Source organism: Brenneria roseae subsp. roseae (genome assembly GCF_003115845.1).
Taxonomy (GTDB): Bacteria; Pseudomonadota; Gammaproteobacteria; order Enterobacterales; family Enterobacteriaceae; genus Brenneria; species Brenneria roseae.
In genome coordinates this window covers 185,980-212,621 of the sequence record NZ_KZ819027.1, presented here as the reverse complement: position 1 = coordinate 212,621, position 26,642 = coordinate 185,980, and the positions used below count along the sequence as shown (strand labels likewise).

General features: G+C 53.0%; 21 protein-coding genes. 7 read left to right on the top strand and 14 right to left on the bottom strand.

Going from position 1 to position 26,642, the window contains the following annotated elements:
• Positions 1-28: 28 nt before the first annotated feature.
• Both parE and DDT52_RS10145 read left to right on the top strand, forming a co-directional pair.
• Positions 29-1,924: a DNA topoisomerase IV subunit B gene (gene parE, locus DDT52_RS10150; RefSeq protein WP_136156237.1), complete on the top strand. Its 1,896-nt coding sequence runs from the start codon at positions 29-31 to the stop codon at positions 1,922-1,924.
• Between the two features lie 17 nt (positions 1,925-1,941).
• Positions 1,942-2,838 carry a LysR family transcriptional regulator gene (locus tag DDT52_RS10145; protein ID WP_136156236.1) on the top strand — a complete coding sequence of 299 codons (897 nt, stop codon included), beginning with the start codon at positions 1,942-1,944 and terminating at the stop codon, positions 2,836-2,838.
• 37 nt (positions 2,839-2,875) lie between these two features.
• Here DDT52_RS10145 and DDT52_RS10140 read toward each other — a convergent pair whose 3' ends face one another.
• From DDT52_RS10140 to DDT52_RS10100, 9 genes are all read right to left on the bottom strand, one after another.
• On the bottom strand, positions 2,876-3,457 hold the full coding sequence (locus DDT52_RS10140; RefSeq protein ID WP_136156235.1) for an NAD(P)H-dependent oxidoreductase: 582 nt from the start codon (positions 3,455-3,457) through the stop codon (positions 2,876-2,878).
• A gap of 277 nt (positions 3,458-3,734) precedes the next feature.
• Positions 3,735-6,119, bottom strand: a complete 2,385-nt coding sequence (locus DDT52_RS10135) for a TonB-dependent receptor domain-containing protein (RefSeq protein WP_136156234.1) — start codon at positions 6,117-6,119, stop codon at positions 3,735-3,737.
• A 337-nt stretch (positions 6,120-6,456) separates the two neighbouring features.
• Positions 6,457-7,497 carry a CAP-Gly protein gene (locus DDT52_RS10130; RefSeq protein ID WP_136156233.1) on the bottom strand — a complete coding sequence of 347 codons (1,041 nt, stop codon included), beginning with the start codon at positions 7,495-7,497 and terminating at the stop codon, positions 6,457-6,459.
• Positions 7,498-7,868: 371 nt separating this feature from the next.
• A complete protein-coding gene (locus DDT52_RS10125; protein WP_136156232.1) occupies positions 7,869-8,729 on the bottom strand; it encodes a ketose-bisphosphate aldolase in 861 nt (286 codons plus the stop codon).
• Positions 8,730-8,839: 110 nt separating this feature from the next.
• On the bottom strand, positions 8,840-9,691 hold the full coding sequence (locus DDT52_RS10120) for a class II fructose-bisphosphate aldolase (protein WP_136156231.1): 852 nt from the start codon (positions 9,689-9,691) through the stop codon (positions 8,840-8,842).
• Positions 9,692-9,703: 12 nt separating this feature from the next.
• A complete protein-coding gene (locus DDT52_RS10115) occupies positions 9,704-10,795 on the bottom strand; it encodes a PTS fructose transporter subunit IIC (RefSeq protein WP_136156230.1) in 1,092 nt (363 codons plus the stop codon).
• 25 nt (positions 10,796-10,820) lie between these two features.
• Positions 10,821-11,135 carry a PTS fructose transporter subunit IIB gene (locus DDT52_RS10110; protein WP_136156229.1) on the bottom strand — a complete coding sequence of 105 codons (315 nt, stop codon included), beginning with the start codon at positions 11,133-11,135 and terminating at the stop codon, positions 10,821-10,823.
• Between the two features lie 13 nt (positions 11,136-11,148).
• A complete protein-coding gene (locus DDT52_RS10105) occupies positions 11,149-11,628 on the bottom strand; it encodes a PTS sugar transporter subunit IIA (protein ID WP_136156228.1) in 480 nt (159 codons plus the stop codon).
• 31 nt (positions 11,629-11,659) lie between these two features.
• A complete protein-coding gene (locus tag DDT52_RS10100) occupies positions 11,660-13,228 on the bottom strand; it encodes a BglG family transcription antiterminator (RefSeq protein ID WP_136156227.1) in 1,569 nt (522 codons plus the stop codon).
• A 455-nt stretch (positions 13,229-13,683) separates the two neighbouring features.
• On the opposite strand from DDT52_RS10100, the gene parC reads away from it, so the two are divergent.
• The 3 genes from parC (at position 13,684) to ftsP (ending at position 18,365) form a co-directional block, all read left to right on the top strand.
• On the top strand, positions 13,684-15,954 hold the full coding sequence (gene parC, locus DDT52_RS10095) for a DNA topoisomerase IV subunit A (protein ID WP_136156226.1): 2,271 nt from the start codon (positions 13,684-13,686) through the stop codon (positions 15,952-15,954).
• A 169-nt stretch (positions 15,955-16,123) separates the two neighbouring features.
• Entirely contained in the window at positions 16,124-16,861 is a 738-nt protein-coding gene (locus tag DDT52_RS10090) for a 1-acylglycerol-3-phosphate O-acyltransferase (RefSeq protein WP_136156225.1), read from the top strand.
• 88 nt (positions 16,862-16,949) lie between these two features.
• Positions 16,950-18,365 carry a cell division protein FtsP gene (gene ftsP, locus DDT52_RS10085; RefSeq protein ID WP_136156224.1) on the top strand — a complete coding sequence of 472 codons (1,416 nt, stop codon included), beginning with the start codon at positions 16,950-16,952 and terminating at the stop codon, positions 18,363-18,365.
• Here the strand turns inward: ftsP and DDT52_RS10080 are convergent, their stop codons facing one another.
• Positions 18,366-19,301 carry a PfkB family carbohydrate kinase gene (locus DDT52_RS10080; RefSeq protein ID WP_136156223.1) on the bottom strand — a complete coding sequence of 312 codons (936 nt, stop codon included), beginning with the start codon at positions 19,299-19,301 and terminating at the stop codon, positions 18,366-18,368.
• The gene (locus tag DDT52_RS10075) at positions 19,298-20,755 is read right to left on the bottom strand and encodes a purine-cytosine permease family protein (protein ID WP_136156222.1); all 1,458 of its coding nucleotides are present in this window, start codon (positions 20,753-20,755) and stop codon (positions 19,298-19,300) included. Before DDT52_RS10075 ends, DDT52_RS10080 begins: the two co-directional genes overlap by 4 nt.
• Before the next feature lie 767 nt (positions 20,756-21,522).
• On the opposite strand from DDT52_RS10075, the gene DDT52_RS10070 reads away from it, so the two are divergent.
• Positions 21,523-22,260, top strand: a complete 738-nt coding sequence (locus DDT52_RS10070; protein WP_136156221.1) for a GntR family transcriptional regulator — start codon at positions 21,523-21,525, stop codon at positions 22,258-22,260.
• 59 nt (positions 22,261-22,319) lie between these two features.
• Here DDT52_RS10070 and dkgA read toward each other — a convergent pair whose 3' ends face one another.
• On the bottom strand, positions 22,320-23,147 hold the full coding sequence (gene dkgA / locus DDT52_RS10065; RefSeq protein WP_136156220.1) for a 2,5-didehydrogluconate reductase DkgA: 828 nt from the start codon (positions 23,145-23,147) through the stop codon (positions 22,320-22,322).
• A gap of 276 nt (positions 23,148-23,423) precedes the next feature.
• Complete coding sequence (gene yqhD / locus DDT52_RS10060) at positions 23,424-24,587, bottom strand: alcohol dehydrogenase (protein WP_136156219.1); 1,164 nt, start codon at positions 24,585-24,587, stop codon at positions 23,424-23,426.
• Between the two features lie 248 nt (positions 24,588-24,835).
• Here yqhD and DDT52_RS10055 point away from each other — a divergent pair, with 248 nt between their 5' ends.
• The gene (locus DDT52_RS10055) at positions 24,836-25,750 is read left to right on the top strand and encodes an AraC family transcriptional regulator (protein ID WP_136156218.1); all 915 of its coding nucleotides are present in this window, start codon (positions 24,836-24,838) and stop codon (positions 25,748-25,750) included.
• On the opposite strand, the gene DDT52_RS10050 is transcribed toward DDT52_RS10055, so the two are convergent.
• Positions 25,751-26,410 (bottom strand): DedA family protein, encoded by a 660-nt coding sequence (locus tag DDT52_RS10050; RefSeq protein WP_109053824.1) that lies wholly within the window; start codon positions 26,408-26,410, stop codon positions 25,751-25,753. It abuts the gene before it with no gap.
• Positions 26,411-26,642 lie beyond the last annotated feature (232 nt).

The window sequence follows — 26,642 nt, the reverse complement described above, 5'->3', positions numbered from 1 at the left end:
GTTTAAAAACAAAGAATTCATTCAAACCATGACTCAATCAAGTTATAACGCTGATGCGATTGAAGTACTCAGCGGGCTGGAACCGGTGCGCCGTCGTCCGGGCATGTATACCGATACCACACGTCCTAATCATCTGGGGCAAGAAGTTATAGATAACAGCATCGATGAGGCATTGGCGGGACATGCACGCCGTATTGATGTGATTCTGCACGACGATCAGTCATTGGAAGTCATTGATGACGGTCGCGGCATGCCGGTGGATATCCATCCTGAAGAGGGCGTTCCGGCCGTTGAATTGATTCTGTGCCGGTTACACGCCGGCGGTAAGTTCTCCAACAAAAACTATCAGTTTTCCGGCGGCCTGCACGGCGTGGGGATTTCTGTGGTTAACGCCCTGTCATCGCGAGTGGAAGTGACGGTTCGACGTGACGGACAGGTCTACGATATGGCGTTTGAAAACGGCGACAAAGTGCAGGATCTCACCGTAACGGGAACCTGCGGCCGCCGTAATACCGGTACGCGAGTACATTTCTGGCCGGATGAGAAGTTTTTCGACAGCCCGCGCTTTTCGGTATCGCGGCTGACGCACTTGCTGAAAGCCAAAGCGGTCTTGTGCCCCGGCGTAGAAATCGTTTTCAAAGACAAGGTCAACAACACCGAACAGCGCTGGTGTTATCAGGATGGCCTGAACGATTACCTGTGTGAAGCGGTGAATGGCCTGATTACCCTGCCGGAAAAACCGTTTCTGGGTTCCATCGCCGGGGATACCGAGGCGGTGGACTGGGCGCTGTTGTGGCTGCCGGAAGGCGGCGATCTGCTGACCGAAAGCTACGTTAACCTGATCCCCACCCCGATGGGCGGGACACACGTTAACGGCCTGCGTCAGGGGCTGCTGGACGCCATGCGCGAGTTCTGTGAATTCCGCAATATTCTGCCGCGCGGCGTGAAGCTGAGCGCGGACGATATCTGGGAACGCTGCGCTTATGTGCTGTCGGTAAAAATGCAGGAGCCGCAGTTCGCCGGACAGACCAAAGAGCGCCTGTCTTCGCGCCAGTGCGCCGCGTTTGTTTCCGGCGTGGTGAAAGATGCTTTCAGCCTGTGGCTGAATCAGAACGTACAAGCCGCGGAGCAACTGGCTGAACTGGCTATCTCCAGCGCGCAACGTCGTATGCGCGCGGCCAAGAAGGTGGTGCGTAAAAAACTGACCAGTGGCCCGGCGTTGCCCGGTAAGTTGGCGGACTGCACCTCGCAGGATTTGAATCGCACGGAATTGTTTCTGGTGGAAGGCGATTCCGCGGGGGGCTCGGCGAAACAGGCGCGGGAGCGTGAGTTTCAGGCGATCATGCCGCTTAAGGGTAAGATCCTGAATACCTGGGAGGTTTCTTCTGATGAAGTGCTTGCTTCCCAGGAAGTGCATGATATCTCCGTGGCGATCGGCATCGATCCGGACAGTGACGATCTCAGCCAGCTTCGCTACGGCAAAATCTGTATTCTGGCGGATGCGGATTCTGATGGTTTACACATCGCCACGCTGCTGTGCGCCCTGTTTGTCCGTCATTTCCGGGCGCTGGTCCGCGGCGGACATGTTTATGTCGCGATGCCGCCGTTATACCGCATCGATCTGGGGAAAGAGGTTTACTACGCGCTGGATGAGGAAGAAAAAGCGGGCGTGCTGGAGCAGCTCAAGCGTAAAAAGGGCAAGCCTAACGTGCAGCGTTTCAAAGGGTTGGGTGAAATGAACCCGTTGCAGCTACGTGAAACCACGCTTGATCCGAATACCCGTCGTTTGGTGCAGTTAACCATTAATGACGCTGATATCGATCAGACGATGGCGATGATGGATATGCTGCTGGCGAAAAAACGTTCCGAAGATCGACGTAACTGGTTGCAAGAGAAGGGCGATAAGGCGGAAATCGAAGTATAACGCTTGGGTATACGCTGATGAAAGTCACGCTTGAGGAATTACAGGCTTTTGTCGTGGTGGTCGACACGGGATCGATTACTGCGGCGGCAGAGCAACTGGGTCAGACGACGTCCGGTATCAGCCGGGCGTTGCGGCGTCTGGAAGATAAACTGGGAACGACGCTGTTGCACCGTACCACGCGGCGTTTGTCGCTGTCAGAAGAAGGCGTAATGTTTCTTGAGCATGCGCGAGCCGTGATCCATGCGGTGGAACATGCGGAAGAGCAGGTGCTATTGCGGCACGAACGGCCCGGCGGGCGGTTACGGGTCAACGCAGCCTCTGCGTTTATGCAACATGTCATTGTCCCCCTCGTTCCCGAATTCCGCCGCCGCTACCCGAAGATCATTCTTGAACTGAACACCGACGATTTTATTATCGACCTGCTGGAACAGCATACGGATATCGCGATCCGTATCGGCACGCTAAAAGATTCCAGCATCCACGCCCGCGCGTTGGGGTCGAGCCGTTTGCGCGTGGTTGCCAGCCCGGATTATCTGCGGCGTCATGGGACGCCTGCGAATGTTGAGGCGCTGGCGACACATGTCTGTCTGGGATTTACCCAGGTGGAATCGCTGAATCACTGGCCGTTGCGGTATGGGCTACAGGATTTTTACCCGATTACTCCCGCGCTGGCGGCTTCAAACGGTGAAACGTTGCGCCAACTGGCGCTGCGCGGGGAAGGGATTGTCCGCATGTCTGATTTTCTGATTCGGGATGATCTGGCGACGGGCCGTCTGGTTCAGATTCTCAAAGAGGAAACGGTAAATGTCAGTTTGCCTGTCCACGCGGTGTATTACCGCAACACCCAACTGGCGGTGCGTATTACCTGTTTTCTGGATTATTTGAGCGAGAAACTGTCAGAGCAGCCGCTGTGAGCGTTGCCCACAGCGGCGGGGCGGTACGTTATTATTCTCAGGCAAAAAGTTTGCCCAGATGCTGACGGTAACGCGCGGTATAAGCAGGAATATCCGGTGATTTTATCACGTCATTACAAATGAAGGTCGGCAGCGGGGATAACCCGATAAACTGATTGGCCTTATGAAACGGCAGATAAACCCCGTCCACGCCGACGCCATGGAAGAATTGATCGGGATCCTCGAAAGCTTCCAACGGGGCGTTCCAGGTCAGGGAAAGCATGTATTTCCTGCCTTGCAACAGGCCGCCAGAGCCGTATTTTTTACTGCTGTCGGCACGGCTGCGGCCATCGCTGGCATAGAGTAAGCCGTGACCTGCGGTAAACACTTCATCAATATATTTCTTCAGTATCCATGGCGTGTCCATCCACCAGCCAGGCATCTGATAAATGATGGTATCCGCCCACAGGTAATTCTGGATTTCCTGTTTAATATCGTAGCCGTTATCCACGGTGGTCACGCGCACATCATGACCTTTTTCACGCAGAAAATCGGTGGCGATCTTGGTAAGCGTGTTGTTCAGTTCACCTTTGGAGTGAGCAAATGATTTGCCTGCATTAATCAGAAAAATTTTCTGCATAGGTATGATCCCAAATTAGGTTATTGAAAGATGAGTTAGGCCTAGTCTATTAGGTCTGATTGATAAGAAAAATGTGCGGTAGCGCACAACACCATTGACTAAAATACAATAATGCGGGATTAGGTAAACACGTTATTGCAGTCATTCGGGATGGATGGGAAGGGGCGTATCACTGGTCGTGAATATAGGGTAAGAGAGTAACCTGCGCTCTTACCCTTGTTGTTTTGGCGATGCACCAGCATCGCCCTGTTTTACGTGAGATCGCGTTTTGTGTGAATCAGAAATCCACATTCACGCCCAGTTGGAAGGTCCGGCCCGGCGCGACTGACAGTGCCTGATCGTACAGATCCTGGTTGTTGGCGCTTTCCAGACTATGGCTGCTCAGATAATCCCAGTATTTGCGATCGGTAATGTTGTAGACGCCGCCGCTCAGCTTCACGTTTTTAGCGACACGGTAGTAAGCGGTCAGATCAACCACGCCATAGCCGGGCACCCGCATATATTCGCTGGTGGAATCGGCGATTGGCGTACCGCTGTTGTTATAGCTCTGACGGTTGGTGTAAGTGGCCTGTTTACCTTTGTTGAATGTCGCGGTCAGCGCGGCGCCATAGCGTTTGTCCGGATCGTCATAGGCAACGCCCACGATGGCTTTCATTGGCGTTACGCTGGCCAGATCGACGTATTTGTCGCCCAGGTAGCTGGATTTGGATGCCCCTTCGGCGTAACCGAACGCCAGACGCGCGCTCAAACCGTTAACCTGTTCGAACCAGGTGCCAAAGTTGAATTTGGTACTGATTTCACCACCGTAGATATAGGCTTTATCACGATTTTCCGCCTGATAGACGATGTTGATATTGCTCGGTACGTTGGTGAATTTTTCCGGATTGGTTGTCCGGGCGTAGCGGGTGTAGTCAATGAAGTTTTTATAGTCGTTGTAGAACGCGGCGGCGCTGACCGTAATCCCTTCCACCGCTTCCCCTTTCAGGCCCAGCTCGAAGTTATTGCTGGTTTCGGTTTCCAGATCGGGGCTGCCCAGCAGCGCATATTGCGCGCCATAAGCCGACGCATAGTTTGCCGTCAGGTTAAAAGAGCCATACAGCTGGCTGGCGTTGGGGAACTGGGCGCCGCGTTTGTATTGCAGATAGGTGGTCAGTTTTGGCGTAATGTCATACAGGAAGCTCAGGGAAGGCAACACCTGCGTATCGCTGAATCCTTCGCCATAGAGTTTTTCAACATCCGAGTCGGATATGTTGGCGTCGCCACCGGTCATATTGGACAAATTGGTGGCTTTGCTGTTCTGATAGGCCACACGTACCGCTGGTACCATAGAGAAGTCATGACCGTCCAGATCCCAGGTCATTTTGTCCTGTGCGAAACCGCCCAGAATATAAGTGCGGCTATCTGCTTCTGGTTTGGAAATGTCGTTGTACGTGGTCAATACTGGATCGAGGCGATACGGGCGTTCTGTTTTCGATTCGCTGGCGTTCAGACCCCAGCTCAAACTATGAATGCCCCATTCTTTGGACATCTGAGTTTCCAAACCGTAGGTCTTCACATTGTAATCGGAATAGATGCGGTGAGCCTCAGCCGCAGTGGTGCCCGTGGTTGCCGGAGCCCAGGTATTATCGTGCGCTTCGGTCTGCTGGTAGTACGCCCGGGTTTCCGCCAGATCGATCAGCCGGTTGTCGGTTGGCGTCCAGCGATCTTTCAGGCTGGCGCTCCAGCGGCGGGTCTGGCTGCTTTGCTGCGCTCTGCCGTAAATGGTGCTGGTGCCGGTGCCCCAGTAGTCAAAGTTGGTATGGTTGGTTTTATGATAGTAATCCAGCGTACCGGTCAACTGATGGGTATCCGTTGCCTGCCAGATACCGGACGCCAGTATCGCGTCGGAGTGCCAGTTGGCCGGATAAGCATCGATGGTGCCGCTGTTGTTTTCAGTTTCCTGACCGTCGCGGCGGCTGACTACGATTACGCCGCGCAGGTAGTCATCACCGGCGGCGGCGGTGATGCCGTTGTGCCAGCTGCGGTTGGAGGAATCATAGTCGCTCTGGTAGCCGAAATAGCTGGATTTATTGGCTGAAAGATAATCGTCGGCGGATTTGGGACGGAACGATACCGAGCCGCCCAGCGCGTTGTTGGGATTGGATACCGCAGTGGCGCCGGATTCGATGCCCACGGAGCCATACATATAGGGGTCGATATAGTCGCGGCCGATGCCGAAGGTGTTGGAGCCAGTACGACCGACGGAAGGCCGACCCGTGGCGTTGGGCTGTGCGATGCCGTCCACGTCTATGGCTATGCGGTTGGCTTCCAGCCCGCGGATGTTATAGCCGGTATAGCCGCCGCGATCCCCGGTATAGCCGCTTTTGCCGGTATTGGCGCCACCGGCAGCGCCGGTGGCGCTGATCAGCGGCTGATAGCGCATGATAGTGCCGAAATCGTTGCCGCCCTCTTTCTGCATATCGCTGGCGGTGATGGTTGTCTTGGAGCCTGCCTCTTTCTCCACTTTGGGAGAATAAACCGTCATTACGTCGCCCGTTGGCTCTGATTCGCTGGCTGGATTAGTCTGTGGGGTTGTCTGGCTGTCGGCGGCAGCACTGTTTAACGCAATGCCTGTTAATATACCGGTGAGAAGAATTTTATTTAAATTCTTATTAGTTAACATAATGATACTCTTTGCAATGGGCTGTCCGACCAGCGATGTCGGTAGACGTGCTGGCAATCAATGGCGGTGGCAGAAAAACAAGCTATAACATTATAAAAAATAGGGTAATGATAACTATTATCATATGCTAAGCATTATCATTAACCGTTGCAATAATGATGAATGATTCTTAATAAAACGTTTTAGGCGGGTAATCGATGGGGGATGCGGAGGCAGAAATAAAACAGGCCCCTTTTACGGAGCCTGTCGGTAAACATATCGTCTCAATATAAGCTGACGGTGCCGATAAAGCCGAACAACGCCAGGTTATAAACGGGTTCGGTCAGCGATGGTGAATTTACACCTGTTCAAAGTGGTATTTGTTGCTGGTTTTAACTCCCCACAAACCGGCGAATACGCTGACAATAGCGCCAATCAGCAGGGCAAAGAATGACCAAAACGCTGCCTGTGCGGCGGCGGAAGCAGCGGCAGCGGCCTGTTCGCGGGCTTTTTGCTTCAGTTCGGCATATTGCTGTTTGGCTTGTTCAATACGGGCTTCGGCGTCATTCAACCGCTGATTGACCAACTGTGCCGTTTTATTCTTGGCTTCAATCAGGTTATCGACGGTTTGATTCACTTCTTCCTGCGACAAGGAAGTATGGTCTGATAACGCTTTGGTTACGCTATCACGGTCGACGTCCTGCGCTAATGCTTCTCCGCGTTTTTTCAGCTTTTCGACCAGACTCTGTATAACGGCGTCGCTGTTATCCGGGTTGAGCGCAATGGCTTTTATCGCTGCGCCAATTTCCGTTTTCGCCTCTTCCAGCTGTTTTTTCATATAGTCTGGATGCAATGACTCAATATCGCTGTTGCGTAATGCCTGCGCCACCTCGTTGGTCATCTGTTCTGGTTGCAGCGTGGTATCCAGATCAAGCTGATCAAACGCCTTGCCGCCCAGACTGGCGATGCCTTGCAATCCTCCTCCAACGGCGGATCCCGCGCCGGAAATGGCGTTGCCCGTTAATGATGCAACCGATCCGAGTGCATGACCGGTGGCTTTCAACGCGCCGCCAAGCAGCATGCTGCCTAAAACGGCGGCAACAATCAACGCCGTTGCCCAGACAAGAAAGCCATGAATCAAACCATCAACCGCCGCCAACCGCCCGGCAACAAACGCCCCCGCAGCCAGACTGACAATGATGGATAAGGCAGACCAGATCAGGACGGTGGTTCCCACTCCGTCAACTGGCTCGTCAGACAATGGATCGACAATCGAAAAGCCCAGACCGGTGCCGAGCGTAGAGAGGAGTAATGAAACGGCTAACACGGTTACAACACCGCCAATGATGCTACCCCATGATATTTTTTTCGCTACATGTAATTCATTCGGAATACCCATACCAACCCCTTTTTTTAAGCAATCAAAGCCTCATAGTTCAAGGCAAAATCATTAAGCAAGTTGAAGTATAGTCGTGATTGGAAAAACAAGAGGACTGGCAAACAGTCAAACGATTAATGAAAGGTAATTATGATATTATTCAATTGTTTAAAATGAATAAAAATAACGGTTTCAGTGGTAATTAATGTTTTTTTTAGCGGGAAAGGTATAAATATACCAATAAAACAATTAGCATGATTAATATAAGTCAATCTGCCTTTCTGATGAAAACTGGCTATTGCAGTGGAATGAAGAATCAAGTGATGGTGAAGGGGGGTCATCAACCTTTCAGGGAGCCTGAGCTCCCTGTGTACGGTTATCCGGCGATGGAATCAATACAGGCTGGCTTTTCCCGTCGAACCAAATAGCGCCATTTTATAGCGGATAACTTCTTTTGCCGCGTTGATGGGTTCCGGGTAGATGGCATTGGGATCCCACCAGGTTTCACGGCTGAGGATTTCCCGCGCTTTTTTAAAATAGGCGTATTTCATATCGCTGGAGATGTTGATTTTGCCCACGCCGAGCGTCACGGCTTCGGCGATCTCGGCGTCCGGGTTCGCTGAGCCGCCGTGCAATACCAGCGGGATAGACAGCCGCTGCGAGATATCCCGCAGAATGTGCATTTGCAGCTCTGGCTTCAGGTCTTTCGGGTAGATGCCGTGCGCGGTGCCGATTGCGACCGCGAGCGTATCAACGCCTGTGCGGTTGACGAAATCCTCCGCCTGTTCAGGGTCGGTATAAATAACTTTACTGACGCCGCCTTCTACCGTGGTGCCGGTATCGCCAATGGTGCCGAGTTCACCCTCAACGGAAACGCCGACGGCGTGCGCCAGTTTGACCACTTCGGCGGTCAGTGCCACGTTCTCTTCATAAGGCAGTAGCGAACCGTCAATCATGACGGAGGTGAATCCGCATTGGATCGCGCGCTGGACGTGTGCAATGGAAGCGCCGTGGTCGAGGTGAATGACAAAGGGCACCGGGCTGCGCAGGGTTCTTTCCCGGACATAGGCAAAGAACGTATCGGTAACGAATTCCAGCTCGCTGGGATGAATGGAAATAATAGCGGGCGTATGGGTTGATTCGGCCTCTTCCACCACGGCACGGATAAAGCAGCTATCGGCGACGTTAAATGCGCCAATGGCAAAGCGGTGTTCGCGGGTGGGTTTCAGCATTTCGTGCATGGAAATCAACATGTTTTGTCTCCCTGATAGTGGACGATAGGTAAAGCTTTCCCGCATCAGTGAGGATTCACTGATGTGTCTGACATCAAACGGCCGGCGGTGAAACGGGCTACGGTCGGGCGTTAGGCTTTATCGGCGGCGCCGGACCAACTGAGATAGTCGCAAACCACCTCCCGGCAGGCGGATTCCATCATGGCCAGCAAATCAGCCAGCTCAGCCTCGGGATGCGGTTGCAACGCCTGCTGTAGCGTCGTTTTCCCTGCTTCAAAGACCGCCGCGCCGACATTGATTTTCGCCACGCCGTGGCGGCTGACCCGGCGGATATCATCGGCCCTGGTGCCGCTGCCGCCGTGCAGCGCCAGCGGAATCGGCGATTCCCGATGCAGAGCGTCGAGGCGATCAAAATCAATCCGTGGTGTTACGCCGGGAGGATAAATCCCGTGGGCGGTGCCTACCGAAACGGCGAGCAGGTCGATGCCGGTCTGACGGATAAAGGGCATGACATCTTCCACCTGCGTCATCTTGACGGCGGCATCATCAAGGTCATAAGCCGGGGCATCGGCGATGTGTCCCAGCTCTCCTTCCACACAGACGCCGGCGGTGGCGGCCATTTGCACCACCTGCCGGGTCTGACGGATGTTCTCTTCCAGCGGATGGCTGGAAGCATCGATCATCAGGCCGGTAAAACCGGCGCGAAACGACTGGCCTATCAGCTCGAACGCCTTACCATGATCCAGACTCAGCGCGACCGGAACGGCAGCCCGCTGCGCCAGCGCGCTGACCAACGGCACGGCAAGGTGTGGCGGGAAATGCCGGCAGTGCCCTTGGTAGACATTGAGGATCAGCGGCGCCTGCTGCTGTTCGGCGGCGGCAATAGCGGCCCGCGCGGTCTCAAGGTTGAAACAGTTGATGGCGAGTACGGCATACTGCCGTTGATACGCATCATCAATGAGGGCTTTCATGGGGGCATACATAGCGGCTCCTGTTTATTCGAGGGTGAATTTAATATCTTCATCACGGACGGTGCGATCGTCGATATCATCAAACTCTTCATCTGCCTGAGTAACGCGTTTCTTGAGCAGCGATAGCATCACGCCGCAAATAACCGTACCGATCCCCAATGCCAGACAGAACATCAGCGGTTTGGTAAACAGCGGGACCACGAACATACCGCCGTGCGGCACCGGCGCTTCCACGCCCCAGACCATGATCAGCCCGCCGGCAATAGCCGAAGCGACGACGCAGCTGGCCACGACCCGGATCAGATCGCGGGCGGCTATCGGAATTACGCCTTCGGTAATCATGCAGATGCCCATGGGAAATGCGGCTTTCAGCGCCTCTTTTTCCGACCGGGTGTATTTGTAACGGGTCAGCAGGAAGGAGAGCGTGATGCCGAAGGGAGGAATGATGGAGCCGACAAATTTGACGGCTTCCGGGCCGTAAATGCCGTCTACCAGCATGCCGTCGGCGAACAGCGACATGGTTTTGTTCACCGGACCGCCGAAGTCGAACGTCGCCATGGCGCCCAGAATCGCCCCCATCAGAAATTTCGAACCGCCCTGCATGGATTCAAGCAGATGAATCAGCGCCTGCTGTAGCCAGACGATAGGCTGACCGATAAACGTCATCATCAGTAATCCTGCGATAATGGTACTGAGCAGCGGCAGGATCATGATGGGCATCAGACCCTGCATGGAGACGGGGAGTTTGATCGAGCGGCGCAGCAGCAGCACGATGTAGCCGACCAGAAAGCCGCCAAGGATACCGCCAATAAACCCGGTCTGAATCTGGCCGCAGATAAAGCCCACGATCAGGCCGGGCGCGAAACCGGGGCGGTCGGCAATCGAGTAGGCAATCGCCGCGCTGATCAACGGGACAATCAGTCCCATCCCCCAGCCGCCGATCTGGTTCAGCATCCACGCGATGCTGCCCGTTTTTTCCGCCACGTTGGGGCCGCCAATCACCTGACCAAGCGCGATACAGATACCGGCGGCGACAATCAGCGGGATCATCCAGGAAATACCGGTAAGGAGGTGGCGTTTTATTTCCTGTCCAACTGTATTTTTTCTGGTGTTCATAGTAGTTACCCCGAAAAATGGTTATTCAGGCACGTGCTAAAGAACCCGCGACTTTTTCCAGAAACTTGACCGGAGATTTAATGACAATTTCCGTTTTTACCCGGACGATAGGTTTACCTTTAAACCGTTCTTCCCCCTTTATTTTGATATCGACGGCCAGAATAACGACATCGGCTGCGGCTATTTCATCGGGAGTTAATTCATTTTCGGTGCCAATGGTGCCCTGGGTTTCTACTCGAATCGCGTAATTTAAGGCCTGGGCTCCCTTAATGAGTTTCTCTCGTGCGATATAGGTATGCGCGATGCCCGCCGTACAGGCGGCAACACAAACAATATTCATTTTGAGCCTCGTTTTATGTCGGATTTACAGGGGCTGTTTCTGCATACTGACTAAACAGTCGGATAATTTTATGGGGATCGGACTCGTCTAACAGTCGGGCGATCACCTCATCGTCGGCCAGTGCGCTGGCAACCTGAGACAGCAGGCGAATATGTGTCGTGTTCTGATCTTCCAGACGCACGGCAAAAAGAATGATGCAGCGGACTTTGCTGCCATCCAGCGTTTCCCAGGGAATATCCTGACGCGTGCGGCCAATGGCGAGCGTGGTCTGTTTTACGGCTGAGGATTTTCCATGCGGGATCGCAATATGGTTTTCAAAACCGGTGGAGCCTTCGGCCTCGCGCAACCACACATCGTGAATAAAATCCTGTTTGTTGGTGATGGCGCCATCGGCATATAACAGGTCGGCTAGCTCATTAATCGCCTCATCTTTATTGGTTGCGGACATGGTTAATTTCACGCGGTTGGCATTGAGTATTTTATTGATATCCATTAATCACACCTCATCGATAAATTTAAGGAAATTAATGATCGGCCGCGGAACATTGATGTTCGGCCTGATGCAATTTATTGGCGATAACTTTTTCGGTAACCCGCTTAATGTCATCGTCATTAAAAAAGGCGGACACATAAACAATGGGTATCTGCTGCTCTTCCAGATGAATGGTGGAAATAATCAGCTCGATATTTTCCTGCTGACAAAAAGTCAGCATATTGCTGGCCGAGACCACGCCAACGATAAACCAGTCGGGAAAGGCTCTCAGAATACGGCTCTTCAACAGGTGCGATGTGCCGACACCGCTGGAACAGACCACCAGAATGCGCTTATGGGCGATTTGTCGTTCCAGCGCGGCCTGAAAATGAATGGTCAGGTAACCGACTTCATCCTCGGCTATCGTTTTTAATTGAAATTGCCGACAGACTTTATCCATCGCCTGACGGGTAATCTGATAAATATCCTGAAATTCATTTTTGATATCTTCTAATAAAGGATTTCGAATATGAATCTGATATTTTAATCGGTTGAGTAATGGCTTGATGTGAATAAGCAATCCTTCATGCAGAAGTTTATCCGCGCGTAGGTCTATATTGATTAAATCGGAAAATACCTGAACGATCGCCCGGGTGAGTTGGCGTGATTCTCCATTGGAAAATTGATAGTGAAGAGCCTGATTATCCGCACGTTCCTCCATCACAATGCCGGAGGAAATAATATATTGATAAATAAACCAGACTTCATCAGAAGGTAAACGGTTATCGACGCGTTGTTCTATTCTGGCGACCATATTTTTCGCAATGGAAAATACCCGGTTATCCACCTGCTGATGAATCGCCTCTTCATTCATCATTAACGCTTTTCCCTGCGCGATGCGGTGCATCATAATTAAGGTGTGGGTGAAAATATTTATGTAATAGGGTTCGCCGAGCGGATAGGAAAGCTGCTGTTCCATCTCCTGTAACAGCGATTGCACAAAAGCGACGTCCTCTGCGCCGAAATAATTTATCAGCGCCTTATAGCTGCCGGGATCGAGACGGGAATGGGTAAGGGGGCCGGGTTCTTTGTGATGCATGACATCATTGATTAACGAGGCCATGGCCTGCCGCACGCTGCCCTCACTGCCTTCAATATGCGTACCGCTCTGGCTGCGCACCAGCGACAATCCCAGTGGGTGCAGCCAGCTTTCGATGATCTTGAGATCGTTAACGATGGAGGCGCTGCTGATAAAATAGCGTTCTGACAGTTTACTGATCGATGTTTCATGGGGGGTGTCGCTCAACAACTGTGAGGCGATTTTGACACGACGAGAATTGTTAATCAGTGCGTCGGTATCACCATCATCCACCACAATTTGCTGTTCCAGCAAGGTTAAATGTCGATCGTCGTCAGCGGTTAACATTATTCCCGCGCCGACCTTTTTGTCTGGATAGATATTCCAGACAGAAAGGAAGGCTTCAACAAACTGCATATCGCGATAAACGGTCTTTTCTGACACATCCAGATAATGCGCAATATTTTTAACCGTTACATGCTCCTGATGCTGTAGCAGATATTTTAATAATCGGTTCTGTCTGGAGGTAAGTGGCTGCATCATATTACCCTTGTGTTGAGTGTGAGATTCTCTGATGCTTATATTTCAATTTTTTTTAAACTTATTTCCTGTGCTGTGCTTTCGGGATGTTATTTCAGGTGGTTCTGTAATGATTAATCTAGTCGTGATAATAAATCACGACAATACTAAATGGTGTCCGCTGGATGGGACAAAATTAAAACATTATTTTTAACATTCATTAATTGAGATCGCGATCACATTACGGGCTAAAATAAATAACTGTGATCTTATCTGCATATTAATTATTTTTTTCATAATGGCGGGAAAATAAATGTATTGGCACGATTGGACGAATGCCTGACGCGCTTTCCACCGTTTGTCCCCTGTTCTCTGTGACAGAGCATCATCAGATAAGGTACTATTCTCGCCAAACATACCGCCGTATGGCGTGTCGGAAAGCGTTATAATCGCGCCGCGATGTGAGGAAAGTGAAATAAATGAGTGAGATGACTCATGACGGCGCAGAAAGCCTTGCGCTGCATACGTTTACTGAAAATGCGTATCTGAACTATTCCATGTACGTCATCATGGACCGGGCATTGCCGTTCATTGGCGATGGTCTGAAACCCGTACAGCGACGTATCGTGTACGCCATGTCGGAGCTGGGGCTGAATGCCAGCGCCAAATTCAAAAAATCCGCGCGTACCGTTGGCGACGTGCTGGGTAAATACCATCCGCACGGCGACAGCGCCTGCTATGAAGCGATGGTATTAATGGCGCAGCCGTTCTCCTACCGCTATACGCTGGTGGACGGGCAGGGTAACTGGGGCGCGCCGGATGATCCGAAGTCATTTGCGGCCATGCGTTATACCGAGTCGCGGCTGTCCAGATATGCGGAAGTGCTGCTTGGGGAGCTGGGGCAGGGGACGGTCGACTATGTCCCGAACTTTGACGGTACGATGCAGGAACCGAAGATGCTGCCTGCGCGCCTGCCCAATATTCTGCTGAACGGTACGACGGGCATTGCGGTCGGTATGGCGACAGACATTCCGCCGCACAATATCCGTGAAGTGGCCGCCGCCGCGGTGGCGCTGATCGATAAACCGGACTCTTCGCTGGAAGATCTGTTGCAGTACGTTCAGGGGCCGGATTTCCCTACCGAAGCGGAAATCATCACGCCGCGTGAGGAAGTGCGCAGGATTTACCAGAATGGACGCGGCTCGGTTCGCATGCGCGCCATCTGGAAGAAAGAAGATGGCGAGGTGGTGATCACCGCTCTGCCTCATCAGGTTTCGGGCGCCAAGGTGCTGGAGCAGATAGCCAGTCAGATGCGCGCCAAAAAACTGCCGATGATTGAAGATTTGCGCGATGAATCCGATCACGAAAACCCGACCCGTCTGGTGCTGGTGCCACGCTCTAACCGTATCGATTTCGATCTGGTGATGAACCACCTGTTCGCGACCACCGATCTGGAAAAAAGCTACCGCATCAACATGAACATGATCGGTCTGGATGGGCGTCCCGGCGTGAAGGGGCTGGTCGAAATCCTGAGCGAATGGCTGGTATTCCGTCGCGATACCGTGCGCCGCCGGCTGAATTATCGGTTGGAGAAAGTGCTCAAGCGCCTGCATATCCTCGAAGGTTTGCTGGTGGCGTTCCTGAATATTGATGAAGTGATTCACATCATCCGTACGGAGGACGAACCCAAGCCGGTTCTGATGCGGCAGTTCAGCCTGAGTGAAACGCAGGCTGAAGCGATACTGGAGTTGAAATTACGTCATTTGGCCAAACTGGAAGAGATGAAAATCCGGGGTGAGCAGGATGATCTGGCGAAAGAGCGCGATCAGCTTCAGGCGCTGCTGGCGTCAGAACGTAAGCTCAGCAATCTGCTGAAAAAAGAAATCCAGGCGGATGCGCAGGCCTATGGCGATGAACGTCGTTCACCGCTACAGGAACGCGGCGAAGCGAAAGCCATGAGCGAACATGATTTCGTGCCTTCCGAACCCGTGACGATTGTGTTGTCGGAAATGGGTTGGGTGCGCAGCGCCAAAGGGCACGACATCGATCCTGCCGGACTGAGTTATAAGGCGGGCGATAGCTTCCGGGCCGCCGCCAAAGGGAAAACCAGCCAGCCGGTGGTGTTTATCGATTCTACCGGACGCAGTTATGCTTTGGATCCCCTCACGTTGCCTTCTGCGCGGGGTCAGGGTGAGCCGTTGACGGGCAAATTGACGCCGCCGCCGGGCGCGACGATTGAGCAGGTGCTGATGGCGGCAGACGATCAGCCGCTGCTGATGGCGTCGGATGCCGGATATGGATTCGTCTGTACCTTTAACGATCTGGTCGCGCGCAACCGTGCAGGTAAAGCGATTATTACCCTGCCGGATAAGGCGAAAACGCTTACGCCGATTGAAATCAAAGGCGATGACAACCTGTTGATGGCAATTACCGCAGCTGGCAGGATGTTGCTGTTCCCCGTCTCTGACTTACCGCAGTTGTCGAAAGGCAAAGGCAACAAGATCGTGTCGATTTCGTCCGCGGATTTTACCAGCGGCAAGGATCGTCTGTCCTGGCTGCTGCTGCTGCCTCCGCAGGCGTCGGTCACGCTGTATTTCGGCAAACGCAAGCTGGTGCTGCGCCCCAATGAGCTACAGAAATACCAGTCTGAACGGGGTCGTAAGGGCACGTTGTTGCGCGGTCTGCAACGCATCGATCGCATTGATGTGGATGCGCCGAAGCAAGCTGGCGATGGCGGTAGTGAAGAATAAATAATCAACGCCGGGGCGGGACGATGTGTAGGGCATCTTCGTCCCGGCATGCCTGATCCCTTCGGACATTATCTGATTACCAGAACGCCAATCCGCTGCAAAAGGAATCACCGTGTTTTTTATAGCGAAATCGCTATACTAGCGGCGGCTGTTGGCTAATGAGGTTGCTATGTTATTCGTTCTTCGTTTTATTGTGGTGATCGTATTTTCGCTTCTGATCTGCATTTTTGGCTCCATTTACTGCCTGTTCAGCCCAAAAAACCCAGGTCATGTATCGACATTTGGCCGCCTTTTCGGTCGCTTGTCAGTGGTGTTTGGCCTGAAGGTTGAATTACGTATACCGGAAGAGGCAGCGCATTACGGCAATTGTATCTATATCGCCAACCACCAGAATAATTACGATATGGTTACTGCGTCGAATGCCGTGCAACCGCGTACGGTGACCGTCGGGAAAAAGAGCCTGCTGTGGATTCCCTTTTTTGGGCCGCTTTACTGGCTGACGGGCAACCTGCTGATTGATAGAGAAAATCGTACCAAAGCGCATGGCACCATCGCTCAGGTGGTGAAACATATCAAAGAACGCAACATTTCTATCTGGATGTTCCCGGAAGGGACGCGTAGTCGCGGGCGTGGTCTATTACCGTTTAAAACCGGCGCGTTTCATGCGGCGATCAGCGCGGAAGTGCCGATTGTACCGATTTGTGTTTCGACGACCAGCAACAAAGTGAAGCTGAATCGCTGGAATAACGGCCACGTTATCGTGGAAATGCTGCCGCCGGTCGATACCCGTTCCTATACTAAAGAACAGGTTCGTGAGCTGGCCGCACATTGCCACGACCTGATGGCCGCCAAGCTGGCACAGCTGGATGCGGAAGTGGCGGCACGCAACGCGGCGGAAAAAAAATAACCCTTACTCAGGCCAAATAGTTATTTCTTCCGGATAAGTTACCGGAAGTTAAACTTTGCAGACGGTTTAACAGATTTACGGAGTCATTATGTCACTCAGCCGACGTCAGTTTATTCAGGCATCGGGCCTTGCGCTGTGTGCGGGTATGACGCCATTGACGGCGAACGCAAATGGCATTCCCGGCGCATTACCGATCCCGCCATTGCTGGAGTCGCGCCGAGGGCAACCTTTGTTTCTGACGATGCAACGTGCGCACTGGGCCTTTGTCGGCGATCGCAAAACCTCGGTTTGGGGGATCAACGGCCGGTATTTAGGGCCAACGGTGCGGGTGTTTGACGGGGATGACGTCAAGCTGATTTATAGCAACCGGCTAAATGAACCCGTGGCGATGACGATTGGTGGATTACAGGTTCCCGGATCGCTGATGGGCGGCGCTGCACGTATTATTTCGCCGGGTATGGACTGGTCGCCCGTTCTGCCGATCCGCCAGCCATCCGCGACCTGCTGGTATCACGCCAATACGCCGAACCGTATGGCTCCACATATTTATAACGGGCTGGCGGGGCTGTGGCTGGTTGAAGACAGTATCAGCAAATCGCTACCGCTTCCCAATCACTACGGCGTTGATGATTTTCCGTTGATTATTCAGGACAAGCGTCTGGATAATTTTGGCGTGCCGATTTACAACCCGCCGGCAAACGGTGGATTCGTGGGCGATACGCTACTGGTGAATGGCGTTCAGAATCCGTTTGTGGAAGTTTCCCGCGGCTGGGTTCGTCTGAGATTGTTGAATGCATCGAATGCCCGCCGCTATGTGATGCGTCTGAACGATGGACGTTCGCTGCACGTTATCGCCAGCGATCAAGGGCTTCTGCCTGCGCCGATGGCGGTGAATCAGATCTCGCTTGCGCCTGGCGAACGGCGGGAGATCCTGATTGATATGTCTCAGGGCGGTGAGGTGACGCTGACGGCGGGCGAATCCGCCGGGATCATGGATCGCCTGCGCGGCCTGTTTGAACCTTCCAGCATTTTGATTTCAACTCAGGTTTTAACGCTCAAACCAACGGGATTACTGCCGTTGGTGACGGACAATCTGCCGATGCGTTTGCTGGCGGATAATATCATTGAAGGCAGCATCAGCCGCACGCGTGAGTTTCGTCTGGGCGATAGCCTGCCGGGTATTAACGGCGCCATGTGGGATATGACCCGCATGGATGTGCAAACGCAGTTTGGACGCTGCGAGCGCTGGGTGATCCATGCCGATACGCCACAGTCATTCCATATACAGGGCGTGAAGTTCCTGGTGCGCAGCGTGAACGGCGGGGCCGTGCCGATCGAGGACAGCGGCTGGAAAGATACCGTCTGGGTTGATAATGACGTCGAACTGTTGGTGTATTTTATGCAGTCCTCATCACAGGCATTCCCGTTCCTGTATTACAGCCAGACGCTGGAAATGGCTGACCGGGGCTCCGCAGGGCAACTGATCGTCCAGCCGGCCGCCTGATTATGGCAGCCGGGAATCCGGAAAGTATCGGCGCAGTGTTGCCCAGTCGGGCGCACCCGCCGCGCCTTTACCGGCAACCACGCAGGCGGCAACCCGATTAGCCAGATCGACGGCATCAGGCAGCGGCCAGCCTGCCGACAGCCCGGCCAGCAGGCCGCCGCTGTGCGCATCGCCGGCGCCGATGGTGTCCACGACATTGACCGCATAGGCCCCGATAGTCGTCGGCGCGCCGTCTGGCGGGCAAATCCAGGCGCCTTCCTTATCCAGCCGACAGATCAGCGTCAACCCGCTGCGTTGCGCATAGCGCAACGCTTGTGAAACCGGATCGCCTTGCCCGCATAGCTGTTTCGTCTCGTCACGGTTTAAGGTCAGTATGGTGTCAGTACCAGACAGGGCGGTAATAAATTCCGCTGGGATGAACGGCAGACGCGGCCCAAAATCCACCAGTTTTTTCTGCGGCTGCGCCAGTGTCCATTCGCGTAGTGCCTTTCCCCCCGCGCCAAACAGCTCGTAGCCGTTCACATAAATCCAGGCATTTTCCGGCGGCGTCAGCTGTTGCAGCAGTTCCCGGCTGCAATGCGCTTCGCATCCGGTGATACCGATGAACGTCCGTTCACCGTTGGGTTCCGTCATGGCGATGCACCAGCCATTGTCCATTTCCGTGTTGCGTAACAGCACCGGCAGATTCAGCTCCGCCATGGCGGCTTCGACGGCCTTTCCCCAGGGACCATTGCCGACAGGCATGCCGTTGATGATGGGGACAGTGAGGTGAAACAGCACGCGGGCCACGTTGAAGGCGCAGCCCCCAATCTGCTGACCCAGATCTTCGCCTTCGATATCCTCCCCGCTGACGGGAAGGCGCGGCAACGCCAGCAGCATATCGCCGCAGGCGCCGCCAATAACCACAATCGGGCGTTCAGGGATAAAGGTTGTCATATCTGTTTCGCTTGCGGGTTGACCAGCAGATAGAGCCAATAGGTGATCAGGCTGACGCCGAAAGAGACAAACAGACCCAGGCTGGAATTGGCAAAAATACCGATTGCCAGCGGCCCGTCGATGAAGCCGGTTTTCGTGACCATCAGGCCGGAAATGGCGCCCAGCAGCCAGCAAATCAACGGCACCCAGCGTACGCCAAGGTTTTTGCCGTTCAGTCCAAATACGGCGTCGTTATTGTAACCGTGATGCTGGCGGAGCCAGAGATAGTCGAGGATAAATACCGCAGACCACGGACCAAGAAACAGGCCGCAGAAAATCAGGAAGGAGATAAACGGCGTCAGGAAATCACCGGAAATAAACAGTACATAGATGGCGACGCCGACTACCAGCACCGCGTCAAAAGCAACGGCGACGGACTGACGTACTTTTACACCCACGGTCAGCAGGTTAAGGCTGGCGGAATAGAGGCTGAGCACGGCAATCGTCACAATTCCCGCCGTTGCGGTGAGCAGATAAGGTACTGACATCCAGGTAGGCAATATGCTGCCGATCAGCGCGATCGGGTTGGCGGAACTGGTGAGGTCAGGCAGCTGTGACGACAGCAGGATGCCTGCCAGCATCAGCAGAACCAGCGGTAATGCCGCTCCACCGACCACCGCCGAAAATACGCTGCGGCGGCTGGAGGACGGACTCTGGTAGCGGCTGTAGTCCGCACCCGCGATAGTCCAGCCTACGCCGGTTCCCGCCGCGATGACGGAAACCGCGGGTAGAAAACCCGTTAGCCAGTTGCCTGACGGCAACGACAACACGGCATGCCACGGCGTATTGAACAGAATATAGATGACCACCACCAGCGTCATCGTACCGAAAATACGGGTGATCCAGCTTTGCAAAAAGATCAGTGTGTTTTGCCCCAGAATACTGACGGCGATGGTCAGACCGCCGAACAGAACCAGACAAACGGCTGTCAGCGTGGTGTTGGCGCTGAAGCCCGTTGCTTCAAACAGTGCGGAGAGCGTCAGCGTTCCGGTGATGAGATTCACGGCTTCCCAACCCATCAGGGTAAACCAGCTTAGCGCGGTGGGGGCGATGTTGCCTTTAAAACCGAAAATAGTCCGGGAGAGCGTCAGGGTTGCCGTTCGTCCGGTTTGTCCGGCAAATGAGGTGTAACCGACCAGCGCAAAGCTGGCGACGCCGACGATGGCCGCAAGGATGGACTGAATAAAAGAAAGACCGAACGACACAATAATCGCACCGTAAACAATACCGAGAATCCCGATATTGGCCGCACACCAGATCCAGAATAACTCCAGCGGTTTGCCCGTGCGCTCGGATTCCGGCACCAGATCAATACCGGTATTTTCTACTTTCCAGGTTTTGTTTTGTGATAGCGCACCGGACGGTGCGGAGTCTTTATCTGGTGAAGGTCTGCCTTTCTGCTGTGTTTCACCCATACCGGCGTGCTCCTTTTTAACCCAGGTACACAATGAAGGGCGGCAGGGAGGAGGAAATCAATCACGCCAACTGATTGATGATGGTGAATCCATGCCGCTGGAAAAGTACGATACCCGCCGTCTTGAAATTGAAGCGGTACACTGCCATCCAATATTCCCCATGTCGCGGTGAGGATGGCACGATCCTATTCGTATCACCATCAGAATTGGCGGTGTAACACGAAATACCCACTGACAATGGCGATTATTTCACCGGTTCCCGCTTATCTGCACCAATGCGTTCAGCGTATCATAAAGTTATGTCAATGCCAGCCGATGCAATAGATAGCGATTTCTCTTTTCCAATATCGTTTTTTGGCGGAGTGAAATGGTGGGCGTACAGAAAGAAAAGGCATTTGGAAACCGGTGGTTTTGATGAAAAAGTGGGGCGGCTGTGACTCCACGCCCGGACAAAGCAGGCAACGTACTCCCGGAGACAGCCGCATCACCAATCTTGATTAATGCACTTTCATCGCGCCACCGGCTGACAACAAGACAGCCAAAATGACGTCGTGAGGTGTTTTTTTGAGTCACTCACATGACCCCTGGTGTTGGCACTTCTTATCAGAGTGTACAAATATTACACTAAACGTGCAAGTCCAATTTAATGCCTTTATGATGCCAATCTAAGTCCAAGTGAATGTCGTCTGACGAACGCATTTGGCTCAACATTTGTACTTAACAATTGCGTATGCTGAAAGCAGCATAAAACAATAAAAGGCTGCGATATGCAGGAATTACTTCTTTGGATACGGGATAATCTGGGCGGGCAATCTTCAGCACCGCGTTATATGCAGCTTGCTTCGCTGCTTGAAATGGAAATTGGCCGGCGTAAGGCGTTGTCAGGACAGTTTTTACCTGCTGAAAGATTGATCGCTCAGCAGCTCGGGTTATCCCGCGTTACGGTTTCCCGTTCTATGTCGATGTTGGAAAAGAAAGGGTTGATTGTTCGTCAGCAAGGCGTGGGAACCAGAATCAGTCAGCATCTGAACTATTCGTTAGATTCTGATGAGGCTGGTTTTACCTCACTGGTGCTGCGGCAAGGTGGGGCGGCCGGTAATCTCTGGCTTGAACGGGTCAAAAAGAAATTGCCTGCGTCGATAGCGGCAGAAATGTCTTTGCCGAAAGAGACGCTGGCAACCAAGTTACGGCGCGTTCGTTTAATCAATGGCGATCCGGTGTCGTTGGAGATCACATGGATCCCGCTGGCGTTGTTGCCGGAGCCTGAGCAACTGGAACATTCGCTCTATCAATATTGGGCCGCTCGGAATATCTATCCGGATAAAAAGCGCTATCGATTGAAAGCGCTGGCGTGTCCGGCAGACATCGCTGAGCATTTGCATGTTCCTGCGGGTTCACCCATCTTGTTATCCCGGCAACATACCTACAATACGCGTGGCGAACTGCTGGAGTATTGTGAAATCTACTGTCGCAGCGATGTCTATGAGTTTCAGGTGACAGACTAAAACATGCAGGGCGCACTTACCGGCAAGCGTCATCAGCCTGCCGGCAGCGAGAAGGTAAGTTAGTCGTTTCTGGCCGCATCAGGATCAGGACCGAGACGTTTGCCGCTATCCAGTTTGGCAATTTCGCTGAGTTCATCTTTATCCAGCCGGAAATCAAACACGTTAAAATTTTCCCGAATGCGTGAAGGCGTCACCGATTTGGGAATCACCACCAGCCCGTTATCCAAATGCCAGCGGATGACGATTTGTGCCGGGGTTTTATCGTACTTGGTTGCCAGTTTGCGGATAATCGGTTGATCGAAGATACCCTCGCCACCTTGGGCCAGCGGGCTCCAGGATTCGGTTTGGATATGATGATTCACGTTCCAGATATGCAGCGGACGTTGTTGCAACAGCGGGTGTAATTCAATCTGGTTAATGACGGGAAGAACGCCGGTTTCGTCTTTCAGGCGCTGTAAATGGTGGGCATGGAAGTTACTGACGCCAATACTTTTGGCCAGCCCTTGCTCCTGTAGCTTAATCAGCCCCCGCCAGGCCTCCACGTAGGTGTCCTGCTGCGGCAGCGGCCAATGAATCAGGTACAAATCCACGTAGTCCAGTTGCAGTTTTCGCAGGCTTTCTTCCAGGGCTTTCTGCGGATCCTTCTGATCGCTGTTCCAGAGTTTGGTGGTAATGAATAATGTATCGCGCGGAAGCTCCGCCTTCTGTAATGCCAGACCGACACCCTCTTCATTTTTGTAAATCGCGGCGGTATCGATGGCGCGATAACCTGTGTTTAAGGCTTCAGTGACGGCAGATACCGTTTCTTCATTGTTTGCTCGCCAGACGCCCAGTCCTAACTGCGGCATGATATTGCCGTCAGCCAGTTTAATTTTAGGTTGCGTCATGTCATTCTCCTTTTTAACCGTTAATCAATGTGATATCGGGTGGTTAACGGGAATTTGCAGCCCGTTGATGCGACAATTCGATGCGATATCGCGCTTCGCAAGAACGGGCATGTCGTTTCATTCTAGCCGAAAAATGCGTCTGCGGTTTTGTCCTCTTCGTCATTTCGGCTATCGATTTCCAGAGACGGGGTTATCCCGTGTCGGGTTATTTTTTCCCCGCGCTGAAAACGTTAGAACGCGTAACGATTGACGATGGTTTTGACGGGGAGGTGAGGATTACCGTGCCGCTTCGTAAATCCGCTGACTATCCGCCAGCGTAATGTCATGGTGCTCACCCAGCGCCGTCATACCGTGTTCTTCCAGCTTGGCAACCATTGCCGGGATGGTGCTGCCATCCAACTGATAGTCGGACATCCGGGTGGGAACGCCCATTTTCTCAAAGAAATCACGGGTTGCGGCGATGGCGCCATCAATACGCTGATCTTCACTGCCATCCCGTAAGTTCCACACGCGCTCTGCATATTGCAGCAGTTTGGCGCGCTTCTGCGCTTTCTTCGCCGTCAGCATGGAAGGCAGGACAATCGCCAGCGTCTGGGCATGATCGAGCCCGTGCATCGCCGTCAGTTCATGACCCAGCATATGGGTCGCCCAGTCCTGCGGCACACCTGCGCCAATCAGTCCGTTCAACGCCATGGTGGCGCTCCACATCACGTTTGCCCGGACTTTATAATTCTGCGGTTCGGACAGCGCGCGCGGTCCCTCTTCGATCAGCGTCAGCAGCAAACCTTCGGAGAAGCGATCCTGCACCCTGGCATCAATAGGATAGGTCAGGTATTGCTCAATGGTGTGAACAAAGGCATCCACAACGCCGTTGGCAATCTGGCGTTCAGGCAGCGTGTAAGTCACCACCGGATCGAGCACGGCAAATACCGGCTGAACATGTGGAGAGAAGAAGTGCTGTTTATCGCCGGTAGCACGGCGGGTAATGACTGCGCCGCTGTTTGATTCGGAGCCCGTCGCCGGCAGGGTCAGTACCGCGCCCATAGCAATACCGCTGGTGATGTGGGCCCCGGTGGTTTCCAGAATATGCCAGGGATCCGGCGCGGCCTGGTAGTCCGCTGCGGCCGCGATGAATTTGGTGCCGTCAACGACGGAACCGCCGCCCACGGCCAGCAGGAAATCAATTTTTTCCGCGCGGACAATGTCAACGGCCTTCATTAAGGTTTCATAAGTCGGATTCGGTTCGATACCGGAGAACTCGAGAACATTTCGTCCTTCCAGCGCCTGGTGTACCTGATCCAATACGCCATTGCGTTTTATGCTGCCGCCGCCATAGGTGATGAGAATCCGTGCGTCAGCCGGAATTTCTTTGCTCAATTCAGCGATTTGACCTTCACCGAACAGAATTTTGGTTGGGGTATGAAGTATAAAATTCAGCATTAGGTTATTTATCCCATTTAATAATAAAAATCAGGTTGTCATCTCACTGAGCATCTGTGCTGCCACCGCCTGAGCGGGGTTCGGATGTCTCAATGACAATCATCGGGTTTATTCTTGGGATCTATCATCGATTGCACAATGCTCATTCCTGTTTGGTTATTGCCTATTTCTACAAAATCCAATAGAAAGCGGTGATAAATTTGCTTCTCTATGGCATTTTGTCTCTGATTGACAGAAGAGGTGATGCAATGTCCGTTGATAGCCCGCGTGAGCGGATGGTGAAGCAGGCGATATGCCATTCATCAAAAAACTGGGTGACGCAGTCACCGATTCCACAGGTCAGAATTCTCTATGCGAATGAGCACCATCCACGTTCGCCGGTCATGTATGACCCGATGATTGTCATCATTTTGCAGGGGCAGAAGGTTGGTTATCTGGGCGGGAAAACATTCCGCTACGACCCGAAAAACTACCTGCTGATGACCATACCGTTGCCTTTTGAATGTGAGACGTTCGCCAGCGTCGAACAGCCTTTGATTGGTCTCTCTATCCGTATTGATATGCAGATGCTGCAAGATCTGCTGATTGATATCGGCGACGACGACAGTGTAATCCGGCCTTGTTCCGATACCTGCGGCGTAAATAGCGTGCCTTTGACTGATGAGGTGCTGTGTGCCGTCGAACGTCTTCTGGATGCTATGGATAGCCCGCGCGATGCGCGCGTGTTGGGACCGCACATTGTCCGAGAGATTATTTATCATATGCTGTGCGGCGAGCGCGGCGCATCGTTGCAGGCCCTGGTGAATCGGCATACGCACTTTAGCCAGATTGCGAAGGCGCTGCGTCGAATAGAAAACCAGTATGCGGATAGCCTGAATGTTGAACTGCTGGCGGCAGAGGTCAACATGAGTGTTTCTGCGTTTCACCATAACTTCAAAGCGGTGACCAATACCTCACCGTTGCAATATCTGAAGTCCTATCGGCTGCATAAGGCGCGTTTGATGATGCTGAATGACGGCCTGAAAGCCAGTACCGCCGCTATGCGGGTGGGGTATGAAAGCGCGTCCCAGTTCAGCCGTGAATTTAAACGCTATTTTGGCGCCACGCCGGGGGATGAAGTGGCGCGCCTGAGGTCCGGCAATATGGCGGTAGAAGCGGGCTAATTACTGAAGACGGCGTGTCAGATGTTTACGCCACACCACGACGACCATGCCGATTAATCCGCACAGCAGCAGGATCATGGGAAGAATGATCAGCGCGGTCATCACCTGATCTTCATAGCGTTTTACCAGCGGAATATGGCTCAGGGTGTAACCTAATGTCACGATACCACCGACCCAAAGGAAACCACTGAGCCAGTTAAATATTTGAAAACGGGCGTTATTTAATCCGGCAATTCCAGCTATCGTCGGTAACAGCGTGCGGACAAAAGCCAGAAAACGACCGATCAGTAAGGCGACCAGTCCGTGACGATAGAAAAGGCGGTGAGCCCGTTGATGATAGTGAGCGGGTAACTGCAACAGCCAGCCTTTCACCAGCCGGGTATCGCCCAGCCAACGCCCTTGCAGATAGCTGAACCAGCAGCCGAGGCTGGCAGCCACGGTCAGCAGAATCATGGTCGGAATAAAATTCATAACGCCTTTGGCAATCATGGCTCCCGTCAGTAACAGCAGACTATCACCGGGCAGAAAAGAGGCAGGCAGCAATCCGTTTTCCAGAAACAGGGTGGTAAACAAAATACCGTAAATCACCCAGATGACTTTGGGGTCGGCTAGTGCGCTGAAATCTTGTTGCCATAGCGCCTGAATAATTTCATGAACCATGCTACTTCCCGCCAGGTGACTGAAGCCCTAAAAAACAAAAACAGGACAAAATGCCCAGACCACCATATCGCAATGATGGCGTTGGTACCAACGTAGGGCGATGCGCTTATCGTGTTAATGCCGCCAGTAATATTTATTAGATAAGCGCTGAATTCAGATTAAGGTAAAGCGTTTATCAATATATATGATACACGCTTTGCCCGCCCCGACGCAGGTAAATCAAGCGATGGGG